General features: G+C 30.6%; 15 protein-coding genes. 13 read left to right on the forward strand and 2 right to left on the reverse strand.

The window, feature by feature from the left end:
* Positions 1-24: 24 nt before the first annotated feature.
* Complete coding sequence (locus tag Q0873_RS07750; RefSeq protein WP_299105701.1) at positions 25-723, reverse strand: hypothetical protein; 699 nt, start codon at positions 721-723, stop codon at positions 25-27.
* A gap of 89 nt (positions 724-812) precedes the next feature.
* On the opposite strand from Q0873_RS07750, the gene Q0873_RS07755 reads away from it, so the two are divergent.
* The 13 genes from Q0873_RS07755 to Q0873_RS07815 all read left to right on the forward strand — a co-directional run bounded on the left by Q0873_RS07755 (position 813) and on the right by Q0873_RS07815 (position 12,193).
* Complete coding sequence (locus tag Q0873_RS07755; RefSeq protein WP_299105704.1) at positions 813-1,787, forward strand: acyl transferase; 975 nt, start codon at positions 813-815, stop codon at positions 1,785-1,787.
* Positions 1,788-1,849: 62 nt separating this feature from the next.
* Positions 1,850-2,467, forward strand: coding sequence for a TetR/AcrR family transcriptional regulator (locus Q0873_RS07760; RefSeq protein ID WP_299105706.1), 618 nt, complete (start codon positions 1,850-1,852; stop codon positions 2,465-2,467).
* Complete coding sequence (locus Q0873_RS07765) at positions 2,464-3,750, forward strand: D-arabinono-1,4-lactone oxidase (protein ID WP_299105708.1); 1,287 nt, start codon at positions 2,464-2,466, stop codon at positions 3,748-3,750. Before Q0873_RS07760 ends, Q0873_RS07765 begins: the two co-directional genes overlap by 4 nt.
* Before the next feature lie 10 nt (positions 3,751-3,760).
* Positions 3,761-4,939: an alanine racemase gene (locus tag Q0873_RS07770; RefSeq protein WP_299105710.1), complete on the forward strand. Its 1,179-nt coding sequence runs from the start codon at positions 3,761-3,763 to the stop codon at positions 4,937-4,939.
* 166 nt (positions 4,940-5,105) lie between these two features.
* Entirely contained in the window at positions 5,106-6,692 is a 1,587-nt protein-coding gene (locus Q0873_RS07775) for a M23 family metallopeptidase (RefSeq protein WP_299105712.1), read from the forward strand.
* A 12-nt stretch (positions 6,693-6,704) separates the two neighbouring features.
* Entirely contained in the window at positions 6,705-7,214 is a 510-nt protein-coding gene (locus Q0873_RS07780; protein ID WP_299105713.1) for a hypothetical protein, read from the forward strand.
* 11 nt (positions 7,215-7,225) lie between these two features.
* A complete protein-coding gene (locus Q0873_RS07785) occupies positions 7,226-7,609 on the forward strand; it encodes a hypothetical protein (protein WP_299105715.1) in 384 nt (127 codons plus the stop codon).
* Positions 7,610-7,688: 79 nt separating this feature from the next.
* A complete protein-coding gene (locus Q0873_RS07790) occupies positions 7,689-8,207 on the forward strand; it encodes a hypothetical protein (RefSeq protein ID WP_299105717.1) in 519 nt (172 codons plus the stop codon).
* A gap of 11 nt (positions 8,208-8,218) precedes the next feature.
* Positions 8,219-8,830 (forward strand): nitrite reductase, encoded by a 612-nt coding sequence (locus tag Q0873_RS07795; RefSeq protein ID WP_299105719.1) that lies wholly within the window; start codon positions 8,219-8,221, stop codon positions 8,828-8,830.
* Positions 8,831-8,938: 108 nt separating this feature from the next.
* Entirely contained in the window at positions 8,939-9,391 is a 453-nt protein-coding gene (locus Q0873_RS07800; protein ID WP_299105721.1) for a YHS domain-containing (seleno)protein, read from the forward strand.
* A gap of 7 nt (positions 9,392-9,398) precedes the next feature.
* Positions 9,399-9,836: a YHS domain-containing (seleno)protein gene (locus tag Q0873_RS07805; RefSeq protein WP_299105723.1), complete on the forward strand. Its 438-nt coding sequence runs from the start codon at positions 9,399-9,401 to the stop codon at positions 9,834-9,836.
* A 103-nt stretch (positions 9,837-9,939) separates the two neighbouring features.
* Entirely contained in the window at positions 9,940-11,589 is a 1,650-nt protein-coding gene (locus Q0873_RS07810) for an FAD-dependent oxidoreductase (RefSeq protein ID WP_299105725.1), read from the forward strand.
* 100 nt (positions 11,590-11,689) lie between these two features.
* Positions 11,690-12,193, forward strand: coding sequence for a hypothetical protein (locus Q0873_RS07815; RefSeq protein ID WP_299105728.1), 504 nt, complete (start codon positions 11,690-11,692; stop codon positions 12,191-12,193).
* A gap of 135 nt (positions 12,194-12,328) precedes the next feature.
* Here Q0873_RS07815 and Q0873_RS07820 read toward each other — a convergent pair whose 3' ends face one another.
* Positions 12,329-13,900 (reverse strand): DUF11 domain-containing protein, encoded by a 1,572-nt coding sequence (locus Q0873_RS07820; protein ID WP_299105731.1) that lies wholly within the window; start codon positions 13,898-13,900, stop codon positions 12,329-12,331.
* Positions 13,901-13,983 lie beyond the last annotated feature (83 nt).

Genomic DNA, 13,983 nt, shown 5'->3' on the forward strand with positions numbered 1-13,983 from the left:
GTATGTTTAGTTTACTTTATCTTTTCAATATTGTAATACTGGTTTATCGTTTTGACATTGCACTGATGTTGGTCGGGGGGTCACATCACAAGTTGACACTATACCCCACTTCACATTGTATTTTTTTTCTTCATTTGTATAAGTCTCTATTTTCTGTAAAAACTCACCTTCATTAATTTCTTTATGATAGGCTACATAACCATTGGGTCCTCCGCATGCCTTCGCACCGTATGGTGTTATCTTCCAATCGGCTGCGTTGGTGCAAATTTTACTATTTGCTAAATTTAATATTTCATCAAAAAGATCCATCAAATTTCTATGGTCTTCTTCTTGTTCTGATAGCGTTCTTTTTACGATTAATTGTTCTTCGTCTAATGTTACAATTTCCCAATTAAACTGTCTAACGTAATTTTCTATTTCAATTTTTATTATTGAATTATTAGCTTCCCAAGTTCCTTCTGTATTAAAAAAAACTAAAGGCGGTGTACCACAAAAACCAGAACTTCTTTCAATAAATGAACGACTACTTTTAAAAGAAACTCCATACTCTTCGTTCAATAAACCCGCTACTCTTTCAAAAGAAATGCTTTCTCCATCATATACAGCTTTAGACCAATTTCCTAATAATAAATTATTTTGATCGATTGGAATATCGCTATTATCTCCGCATGAAAAAAAACATACAGTAGCAATAAGTACTATTTTTTGTATGTATTTCTTCATTTTCATGTTGCTTTTCTTGCGATCTATATACTATAGATATAGAAAAAGTAAAAAGGTTGCGTTAAATACTCTTATTTTTGTAAAAAAAAATGAAAGAACAGGTTTTTAATATAAAAAATAACACCGATTTTACCCAAATTGCTCTGGATGTTTTTAAACACCAGTTCAGTAATAACAGGGTATACAGGTCGTTTTGTGATTTATTATACATTCATCCATCAGATGTTACCTCAATAAATGAAATTCCTTTTTTACCTATTCAGTTTTTTAAAACTAAGGAGGTACTTTCTTCAAAAAGTGAAATTCAGGAGGTATTTTCTAGTTCGGGAACCACTGGAAGTGTAACAAGTAAACACTATGTTACAGATTTAAATTGGTACGAAGAAAGCTATTTAAAAGGTTTCGAATATTTCTATAATAATATTGAAGATTATGTGGTTTTAGCTTTACTTCCTAACTATTTAGAAAGAAAAGGATCTTCTTTAGTATATATGGTTCATGATTTAATCGAAAAATCAAAACATAGCGAAAGTGGTTTTTATCTAAATAATATTGATGAGTTAGCGCACAAACTAAAAGTTTTAGATACTCAAAACAAAAAAGTATTACTCATTGGTGTTTCCTTTGCCTTATTGGATTTGGTTGAAAAATATCAATTCAATTTAAAAAACACTATTATTATGGAAACGGGCGGAATGAAAGGCCGTAGAAAAGAACTAATTCGAAACGAACTGCACGACTTATTGTGTAATGGTTTTGGTGTACATCAAATACATTCTGAATACGGAATGACAGAGCTACTAAGCCAGGGGTACTCTAAAGGAAACGGAATTTTTAAGAGTCCTCCTTGGATGCGAATTTTAACCAGAGACACAGAAGATCCTCTTACGGTTTTGCCTCAAGGAAAATCTGGAGGGATTAATGTAATTGATCTTGCAAACTATAATTCTTGCTCTTTTATAGCTACGCAAGATTTAGGAAAAGTTTATCCGGATAATAGTTTTGAAATTATTGGTCGATTTGATAATTCAGATATAAGAGGTTGTAATTTAATGGTTTTATAAAAACAAACCAATCGGTCTGTTTTTGTTTTTTTTGCTATATTTGAGAAAATTACCTCCAAATAATGGCCAAAAACGGAAGAGACAAAATAGTACATGCTGCTTTTAAATTATTCTTACATAAAGGATATAAAAAAACAAGCTTGGCAGATATTATTAAAGCTACACAACTTTCTAAAGGGGCTATTTATCATCATTTTAAAAGCAAGTACGCTATATACTTAGCAACGCTAGATGCCTTCTTTTTTAAATTATATGACAACTTTATAATTGATGATGATCACTTAAACTTATTTGAGCGTATTAAGAATCGATTTTTGTTCTTTGTAGATCTTATTGATTTTATTGAAACCTCAGACGAAAACAACTCTTTTCCTATTCGCAGATATTTTCAATTTCAATTGGAGAGTGAAGAAGATCCGAATATTCGAGCGCAAGTTCAGCAAACACTGTTGCAGCTCAGTACAGAAATTTACAATATCATCGAAAAGGCTATTCAACAAAAAGAAATCAAAACAGTATTACCCGTTCCTGTAATTTCTCAACAACTATTGGCTATGATTGAAGGTATTACCATTCATCATTCTACAGTAGAACATGAAGGAAAACAAATTTTACTTCAAAAATATGATGAGGTGGTTGTTCCTTATTTAAACTTACTAACTAAACAAAATTTATCATGAAAAATTGGGCTGAAAATGTCTTATGGACCCCTTCAAAAATAGCAACTCCTTCCACTGAAGAAGAAATTCAGCAGTTGGTTTTGAAAGCCATAAACGATCAAAAAAAAATTCGTGTTATTGGTTCTGGACATTCTTTTACGGCACTATGTAGTACGAATGAAGTTTTAGTAAGCCTAGATAATTATCAAGGAAAAATACATATTGATAAAGAAAAAAATATAGCCACTGTAAAAGCCGGCACAAAGTTATCGTTACTGGGAGAATTGTTATTTGAAGAAGGACTTGCCATGGAAAATTTAGGCGATATCAATGTACAATCCATCGCTGGAGCTATAAGTACCGGAACACATGGAACAGGAGTTCAATTAAAATCTATTAGTAATCAAGTTATTGGCTTAAAATTTATCAATGGTAAAGGAGAGATTATAACTTGTTCCGCTACACAAAACACCGAACTCTATAAAGCAGCTCAAGTTTCTTTAGGCTGCTTGGGTATTATTACCGAAGTTACACTTCAGTGTGTTCCTACTTATAAGCTAAAACTTCAGAATAAAAAAGAAAACTTAGACGATGTCTTAGCAACACTCGATGAAAGAAATTCACAAAACAGAAATTTTGAATTCTACTGGATACCCTATACCAATACAGCTTGGACAAAAACTTCTAATATTGTAGAAGATTCAGAACCCGATAAGGTTAATTTCTTTAATTATTGGACAGAGTTTGTTTTAGAAAATTATGTGTTTAAAGTTTTTTGCGAATATGCTAGGTTATTTCCCTCACAAAACAAAACAGTTGCAAATATTACTGCAGCCAGTATTACCAACGTAAAAAAAGTATATCATAGCCATAAAGTGTATGCTACGCAACGTTTGGTGAAGTTTCATGAAATGGAGTACAACATTCCTGCAGAAGCTTATAAAGATGTCTTTAAGGATGTAAAAAAGATTGTAAACTCTAGAAAATTTAATATTCACTTTCCTATAGAAAATCGTTGGGTAAAAGGAGATGATGTTTTTATGAGTCCTGCGTATGGTAGAGATTCTGCCTATATTGCTTGTCATGTATATAATAAAAAAGAGTGTGTAAGTTATTTTAAAGCTCTCGAAGAAGTTTTTAGAGCCTATGATGGTCGTCCGCATTGGGGTAAAATGAATACTATTTCACCCCAAGATGTACAAACAATGTATCCGAAATTCGACGCTTTTTTAAAGCTTAGAAAAGAGCATGATCCTGAAAATATCTTTGTAAATACATATCTTAAAACCTTATTTGATCTTTAATCCTTTTAAAATGAAATCTTATTTTAAAAATTTAAATAACGAATTAAAAAACTACCATAGAGCTATTCCTTGTTTATTGGTAGATTTAGATATTCTAGATCAGAATATTTCTCAGGTCACTAGCAACTTAAAAGATTCTAATGAGCTTCGAATTGTAGTAAAATCTCTTCCTTCTTTTCAGTTGATTCAGTATATACAAGAAAAGGTAAAAACCAATAAACTCATGGTTTTTCATCAACCTTTTTTAACAAGTTTAGCCAATCAACTAACTTCAGAAGATGATGTTTTATTAGGAAAACCAATGCCTATAAAAACAGCCACCTATTTTTATAACAATTTACCAAATTTGAATAATGGATTCAATCCCTTTACACAAATTCAATGGCTGGTAGATACTGAAACTCGTATTAAAGAATACATTTCATTAGCAAAAAAACTTGGTAAAAAAATCCGATTAAATATTGAATTAGATGTAGGATTACATCGCGGTGGTTTTTCTTCTTTAACAACTTTAAAAAAAGCACTTCAACTCATAGAAAACAATAGAGATTATGTAACATTTTCTGGTTTTATGGGGTATGATCCTCATGTGGTGAAACTTCCTAAAGTTATTCGATCTCAAGAAAAAGCCTTTCAACTTGCCAATAATTTTTATAACGATTGTAAAACCTTATTGTCAAATGAATTTCCTACGCTATGGGAAAAAGAATTAACCTTTAACGGTGCTGGTAGCCCAACATTGAGTTTGCATAAAACACATACATCCCCTATTAATGATATTGCTATTGGTTCTTGTTTTGTAAAACCTACTACTTTTGATATTCCCACTTTACAAGACTATCAACCTGCAAGCTTTATAGCAACTCCAGTATTAAAATCCTTTTCTAAAACTAGTATTCCAGGTTTAGAAAAATTAAAGTTTCTTTTTAAGAAAAAGTCAGCTTTTATTTATGGTGGTTTTTGGAAAGCAGCTTATTACTATCCTGAAGGAATAAAACAAAATAACTTATTTGGGGCATCTACAAATCAGACCTTATTAGATATTCCTAAAAATGCTTCGGTAGCTGTTGATGATTTTGTTTTTTTAAGACCTCATCAAAGTGAAGCTGTTTTCTTACAATTTGGTAATATTCTTCCTGTAAGAAATGGTAAAATTCAAAAATCATGGGCCTTATTACAGCAATACTAATCTCCTTCTTTTTTAAAAGTAAGTGAAACGATTACTTTTTTTACATGAAACACCTACTTATACATCATTAATATTTAATACTTTAGCTACAAACAAAATACTACTACTCTGATCATATTAATAATCTCTCCAGTTAAAAAGAATATTAATTTTTAAACTGAGATATATGAAAAGAAAAAAAGTAAGTTTACTAAAACTAGGTATTTTGTTAATAACAAGCTCCTGGTTTTTATGGAATTGTTCTTTAGAAGAACATCATTTTGAAAAAGAACACCCTGAGTTTACCAATGTAGAAACAGTATCGTTTAAAGACGCTATTTCGCATTTTAAAATTAAGCAAGAAGAAATACTACAAAAAAGAGCTCTTGCTAGAAATCAAGAAAACACTTTTGATGTTACTCCAAATTGGAATAGTATACAACATGAAGAGCTATTTCAAATTGATCAAGCTCAATTAACCCTGGCTGATGCAACTATTAATAGAGAGGGAGATTATGAATCAAAGTTGTTTTTTCTCAATATTAATAATACGCCAGAGGTAGTTATATTTACCTTGTTTCCAAAAGAAATTGATGGTGATGGTAAACTATTAGAAGCTAGTTTTTTCTACAATAAACTAGACGGAAGTTTTATAGATGGCTTTAAAATTGAGGAAGGAAAACTATCTAAAAGATATTTACTAAAATCTACCTTAAATACCCAAGAGGCAGGCTTTTTAATGCTTTTTCAAGGAAAAGAAGAAGATGATGATTTTTGGTGTGATGATGGAACTGGAGGAGTTTTAGATGAAGTAAGTTTAGGAACTGTTTCTAATTCTGGAGGAGGAATAAGCGTTGGTCCTACAAGTTCAACTACTTCTGTAAGTTTAAGCTATGCTTCTGTAAACTGGTATTATTTAGGTAATGGAAATTCGACAGGCAGGCATCAACTAAGTGGTGGAGGTATTAGTACTACAAGCGGAGCTTCTAGTTTATATATTCAAACAAAAAATAGTTCTGAAGATGAAGCGTATGATCCAAACAAAGATCCAGCAACAGGTAAATGTAAGTATGGTTACAAAATGAATCCTGCTACAGGAAAATGTGAGCAAGTAAATACCGATTGTACTAACGGTAAAGTGTACAATGACACTACTAAAAAATGCGAATGCCCTGAAGGAAAAGTTGAAGACAGTAATGGGAATTGTGTACAAAAACCATGTAAAGGAAATCCAATTAGAGAAAATTTAGAAATTGCACCTCAAAAAGGTGTTTCTGGTACAAAAGGCGCTTTACATGGATGTACGAGATTCGGAGGCACTTGTAAAGGGATTGGTGGAAGAAGTAAGTTTCATGCAGGAATTGATATAAAAAGCTCTTATGGCACACCCATTCATGCAATGTATGATGGATTTATTTATTCATCTAGATATCATAAAAAAGCTGGATATAATACCAGAATTCAAAGTACGGTTAATGGTAAAACTATCTTAATATCCTATTTTCATTTACAAAAAGAAAATAGAATATTACAAGGAAATCCTTTGGTAAAAGTTAAAGCCGGTGATATAATTGGGTATCAAGGGGATTCAGGAAATTTAAAAAGTGCAATTGAAGGTGGAGGAGTAGATTCTCATGTTCATATTGAAGTTAGGGAACATGACGGAAGCAACAAATGGGGATATAATCATTTCATTTTAGTCGATCCCAGAGATTATTTTGCTACTAAAATAAAGGATGATGGAACCTCTGAACCTAATACTAATTGCAATTAAAAACAATATATAATGAAAAACATATTTTTAATAATACTACTATTTACAAGTACTTTAGCAAAATGCCAAATTCAATCTAATATCATTACACAAAAAGAATTTGATGATATAAAAATTAACAATGTAAAGTTTAGCTCCTTAAAAAACACTTTAGGCAAAGAATTCAATGTAAAAAGTTTATTTGGTGAGCCAAAAAAAGTAGAAAAAGATAATAATCCAATTTATGAAGGAGATATTTTTTCGATTGATTTTTATTATTCAGGTTTAGAGTTCAGTTTTTATGAAAAAGAAGTTTCTAACATAAAAATCACAAGCAATAGTTATTTAATAACCATAAAGGGGATAACAGTAACTATTGGTGATAATATTAGTAAACTAGGTATGGTTAACTTCAATACAAATAAAGATGGAAGTAAAAGTATTATATACCAATACTGTGATGGCTGTAACAATTATATTTATATACACTTTAACCAGGCCTCAAAGAAAATAACCGAAATAGGTTTTATTGAGCTAACCTAAATATGATTTCTATGAAATATGTCAAAGGAATAGGAATTATTGTATTACTACTAGTCCTAGTAAACTTTACATTTTTACAAACAATGCAAGAAGATGAGGAACTTATTATTGGAAAATGGATTCCAGAAGGTTGCCCAAAATGTGAATTGGTTTTTACAGAAGATGGTAAATGTTATGATTATTATGAAGGTAAATTAGATAATACGTATACGTATTTCATATATGAAGAAACGTCAGATAATGGCAAACTTAAATTTAGCACCTTAAAAAAAATTAATATAAATGACCCTAGTGACACTTATGAATACGATATTAATGGATTAAATGAAAAGGTGATGTATTTAGATTATCAACGAGACATGAATTGTAATTTGTTAAAATATACTAGGAAGTAAGTTATGTAAATATGGTCAATCAACCACTGACTTTAATTGTTTTTAAAATTAGAATTAAAGTCAGTTTTATTAAAAAATTATGAAAAACATATTTTTAATAGTACTGCTATTTTCAAGTACTATAGCAAAATGCCAAATTCAATCTAATATCATTACACAAAAAGAATTTGATGATATAGAAATTAACAATGTAAAATTTAGCTCCTTAAAAAACACTTTAGGAAAAGAATCAAATGTTGAAAATTTACTAGGTATTCCTAGTTCTAAGAACATTGATCCAGATGGAGAGTTTTACCATTATGAGTTCAATGGTTTCACTATAGGTTTTTCTTCACTTATATCAAACGGAACTATTGAAAAACCAATAATAGGTAGATTTATTATAACAAATAAAAACTATTCAATAATTATAACAGGAGTTAAATTAACCATAGGTGATGATATAAGTAAATTAGGTACAATAAACTTTAGCGAAAATAGAGATGGGAGTAAATATATTCAATATCAATATTGTTATGGGTGTAATAACTTTATTTACATACACTTTAACCAGGTCTCAAAGAAAATAACCGAAATAGGCTTTATTGAGCTGACTTAATAAATTTAAAAATGCACATTAAAAATAATTATAGCTTAAAAAAAAGACTGATAATAATATTGGTTCTATTTTCATTTAAATCTTATTCTCAAGAAATAATAAAATATACCAAATCAGATCTTGAAATTTATTTAACTAAAGTTTGTGGAGAAAATGATTGTGAAATAACCAATATAAAAGTTGTTAAAAACGGTATTTCTATTCAAGAAATAAAACCAAGTAAAAATTATGATAAAACTTTATCCAACGAGGAAATTTTTATAATTGAAGACATGAACTTTGACGGGAAATTAGATTTTAGGTTATTAGAATTTCTTCCAGCAGGACCAAATATTCCCTTTCTTTACTGGATTTATAATCCGAATAATAAGCTATTTATAAAGAATAAACATTATGCTGAAATAACATCACCTGATTTTGACTATAAGAAAAAAGAAATTGGCTCAACATGGAGAAATGGTTGCTGTGAACATGGAAGGGATGTTTATGAACTTATAAAGAATACTCCAAGGTTAAAAGAACGATTCGTAATTGGACATAATTCAAATAAAGAAGAGTATTATGAACATTGGAAACTTATCAACGGAGAGTTAAAACTAATAGAAAAAGAAGTTGGTAATTAATTATAACAGCTCTTTAGAAAAAAATAAGGAGCAGTATTGATTCCAACATTTCTATTCAATTTGTAAGTTTGTTAACTACTATGCGACCACATTGAAAATCTTTTAATTATGAAGAACTTTTTCACTTTTGTACTGTTATTTTTTTCTACCTTAATCTTTGCACAAAAAACCGATTATAATACCAAAAAAGGATTTGTTGCAGAAGGTTATGACTTAGTATCTTATTTTTCTAATAAAGAGCCTTTAGAAGGAAAAAAGAAATTCCAAACAACTTATGATGGAGCAAAATTCAAGTTTGTCTCAGAAGAAAATTTAAACGCCTTTAAAGAAAATCCTACCAAATACGTTCCGCAATATGGAGGGTATTGCGCATATGCAATTGCAGAGAAAAACAAGAAAATGTATATAGATCCTGAAGTATATGAAATACGTGATGGTAAGTTATATCTTTTCTATAATTCTTGGATTGGAAGTAAATTAAGCGACTGGCAAGAAGGAGATGTTAAGAAAAGACAAGATAAAGGTGATAAAAACTGGGAAACGTTAAAGCATAAAAAGTAATATGTATATGAAGAAAATTATCACTCTTTTAGTACTGTTGGTTTCAACAGTAGCCTTTGCTCAACAGTACAACACCAAAAAAGGTGCTGTTGCTAGTGGTTATGATGTAGTATCTTATTTTAGTAATGAAGCTAAGAAAGGAAAAAAAGAGTTTTCAACTACTTACGATGGAGCAAAATTTAGATTTTCATCTCAGGAAAATTTAGAGATGTTTAAAGAAAACCCTACACAATATATCCCTCAATATGGAGGATATTGTGCCTATGCCATTGGTAAAACTGGTGAAAAAGTTGCCATAAATCCTAAAACATTTGAAATAAGAGATAATAAACTTTACTTGTTTTATAATTCTTGGGGAACCAATACTCTTGACCTTTGGTTAAAAGAAGGTGCCGAAGATTTACAAAAACAAGCCGATATAAACTGGCCTAAAATAAATCGTTAATCGGTTTATTTTATTGCGGGGAGAAGAGCTGAATTTGATTCAGCTCTTTTTTGTTTAAAATCAACTCTTTTTTATCTTATTTTTGTTTGGTAAAAAGACTCCTATGAACAATTTTTCATTTTTTAATCGATCAAATATTCAACAAGAATTACAAGCAACAGAATACGATATTCTAATTGTTGGAGGTGGAATTACAGGTGCAGGAATAGCACTGGATGCCGCTTCTAGAGGTATGAAAGTAGCCTTAATAGAGAAAAACGATTTTGCTTCTGGTACTTCTAGTAAATCTACCAAATTAATTCATGGAGGTTTGCGTTATCTAAAACAATTTGATTTTTGGTTGGTAAAAGAAGTGGGAACCGAACGAGCAATTGTTCATAAACTAGCTCCACACCTAGTAATTCCAGAAAAAATGATTTTACCGCTTATTGATGGAGGAACTTATGGGTCTTGGTTAACTTCTATTGGATTAAAAGTATATGACGTACTAGCATCTGTAGAAGGTGATGATAAACGTAAAATGCTAGACAAAGCTGAAGCGCTAGAAAAGGAACCTTTATTACCTGAAAATATCTTAAACGGAGCCGGTTTTTATGCTGAATATCGTACCGATGATGCTCGTTTAACAATAGAAATTTTAAAAACTGCCAGTCAGTACGACGCTCAAATTCTTAACTACACAGAAGCAACTGAATTTATTTATGAAAACAAACGTGTAGTCGGTGCTGCTGTTAAGGATGTTTTTACTGGTGAAAAATTTGATATCAAGGCAAAATATGTAGTGAATGCTGCTGGGCCTTGGGTGGATGAATTACGTCAGATAAATAATTCGAAAATTGGTAAACGATTACATTTAACAAAAGGAGTTCATCTAGTAGTTCCTCATGAAAAATTACCTGTAAAACAATCGGTTTATTTTGATATTCCAGATGGTAGAATGATGTTTGCTATTCCTAGAGGAAAAGTAACTTACTTTGGTACTACCGACACCAATTATCAAGAAGATAAAAATAACGTAGAAACCAGTATTGTTGATGCTTTATATCTTATTGAAGCGGTTAACAATATGTTTCCTGATATTCACTTAACTATAGAAGATATAGAATCTTCTTGGGCAGGTTTACGTCCTTTAATTCATGAAGAAGGAAAATCTGCTTCTGAACTTTCTCGTAAAGATGAAATATTTGTTTCCGATACGAAACTTATTTCTATTGCCGGAGGTAAATTAACAGGGTATCGTAAAATGGCTGAACGTATTGTTGATATCGTTGCTAAAAAAATGAAAAGACGTTTTGAAAATGAATTTGAACCAATACAAACTGAAGATATCATATTAACAGGAGGTCCTTTTCAAAATTATAAATCGGTAAAACTGTATACAAAACAAGTCTCGAAACGAATAAAAACAGATGGCTTAACCAAACAAGATGCAAGCTATTTAGTACATAATTACGGAAAGCAAACCGATGTTATTCTCGACAAATTTGACGAATTAACCAGTGTAGAAAATGTTGAACAACGCTTATTAAAAGCTGAAATTTGGTTTACTATTCAACACGAAATGACCTGTACTCCTACCGATTTCTTTATGCGCAGAACAGGACGCTTATTCTTTGATAAACCAAGTGTTGACCTTCTTAAGGACTTTGCTATAACAGAGTTTAAAAACTATTTTAATTGGAATGATGCAACAACTCTAAAACAAGAAGAAGAGTTGAATAATAAAATAGCTCTAGCTACTAATTTTGCTTAACAATAAATTATGATTCTTTGCTAAAAAAAGAATTATATATTTGCATTTCGAAAAACTAACCTAATAATAGTTCGTTAACAATTAAAATTTTTCCCCAATTATGAAACAAAAGTTATTAGCATTAGTGTGTATGTTTATGTGTTTGGCTATTAAAGCTCAAACAGTTAATGTTGTTTCTTCTTCTGATATTGACAATATTAAAATAAATAGCACAACACTATCTGATTTAAAAAAGACACACGGAAAAAAAGATAAAGTTGAAGCTTTTTTCGGAGCTCCTGCTACCTACAACGTTACTGTTAACGACAGTTATTATCAATTTAGATATGATGGTTTTAACTTAGATTTTTCTACTTTAAATAAGAAAAAACCTTATATAGAATCTTTTGAGTTAAGTACAAATAAAAACACCTTTACCATTAAAGGTATTACCATAACAGTTGGAGAAAATATTAGTAAACTAGGTGATGTAAAAATTAGTACCGCTAGAAATGGTGCTAAAAGTATTTTATATTCTACTTGTGAAGACTGCGATTTATTTATCAATATTGATTTTGACGCATCTAATACAATTACAAAGATTACTTATTACGATATGTCATAGTAAGTATAACATGATAAAACAAAAAAGGGATAGTAATTGCATACTATCCTTTTTTTATTTTAAAGACTTTTTAGCCAGTTTTAAACATTTTATATCTAATTCTTCTTCTCAGAAGAAATATATTTTTATAAGTCTCTATTGTTGATTATTCGGTGTAGCATCTGGGTCTTCTTGATCTAGACTAATCACTTCCGATGTATTTGTAATAACCCCTGCACTATCAATCGTTGCTGCTATTTGAATACTTCTTGACGCTCCACTAGGAATACTTGGTATACTCCAATCTCCACTTACAGCATTATACGTTCCTACACCAATTACCGAATTACCTGCATCATAGCTTAAAGATGAAGGTAATAAGTCTCTCACAACTATATTTGTTGCTTCTTGTGGTCCTGCATTAGAAACTGTTAATGTAAATATTATTCCCTCTCCTACTTTAGGAATGGCATTATTTACGGTTTTTGTAAGACTTAAATCAGATGTTGGTACTACTTCAAGTGTAAAATAATCATTATCATTAAAAGAAATTGTTGCTGAATATACACCTCCAGAAAGTGTTAAATCATATTCTTCTGAAACTGTACTAAAATTAGAAACTGTACTTCTTACCAACTTAAGAATTCCTGTTGGTGCACCTGTTAAATCTATATCTGAGGCATTTACCGAAAAATTAACAGTACCCACATCACCTGTTTCACTAACTCTCCACTTCGTATCTAAACGATATCTTTTACTTGGCGCAGCTACTGCAGAAAAATCATAGTTTGCATTTATCAAATCTTCTCCCCAAAAAAGATATTCATTGTTACTTAAATTTGAAGGAGAACTGATACTAATTATTCCTGTTCCTTGAGAATTTGTATGGTTAGATCCATCTGATGCCTGACCTATTCCTGCTACTTTATGATCAAAATTTCCTCCTGAAGTATCTTCATCATAAAAATCAATGGATGCTAAAGACTGATTGTACTTCGCAGTTAAATAATTATCAATTATAATTCTTTGTACGGTATTTATTTTCGTTCTAAAAATAATTACCTCGGTCATATTACCATTAAAATTATCTCCTAATCCGAATCTGTGTGATGAATGTCTATTATATGTTCTTGTATTTGCTCTATTCTGTAACAATGTTCCGTTTCTATACAATTGTTTCCCTGTAGAAGGGTTGGCATCATACGACCATAAAGAATAACTTGTTAAACTAGATAACCCCCCAACTTGTATTCTTGCATTTGTAGTACAACATTGTCCAATATCGAAATAAACCGTACTATCTGACCAAGGAATGTGGCAGGAAAAACGTTGGCTTTGATGTGGCAAGGTAGAATATGGCCATGAAGAAGTTATGGAATTTGCTTTTGCGTATATAAAAGAGGATGCTTGATTTGTAACAAAGTTACTGGTGGTTAAATTTAATCCTGTTCGTAATATTCCTGAAGTATTAAACTGAATTTCATCATAACCATTTAATGAACCAGTAATTAATTGTGGAGCTGATCCATTTTGAGACATGTCATGTGCCGTATATCCAGCAGAATTAGTCCAACCTGTAACATTTGTACCAGAATTAGCAACACCATTATCTGTCCTATACCACATAACCAAGTCTGACGTACCATTATTAGTTCCAACACCTCCAGGACCCGTTTGTGCAAAAATATTCGTACAGATAAATATCAATAAAATGGGGACTCTATTCATATTACACAAATATACTTTTTTAATAGTTTTTTCCTAAACAGAAATCTGTTTATTTAAACCATTCAAAAGTTAACAAATACCTA

It is taken from the genome of uncultured Tenacibaculum sp. (genome assembly GCF_947498805.1).
Lineage (GTDB): Bacteria > Bacteroidota > Bacteroidia > Flavobacteriales > Flavobacteriaceae > Polaribacter.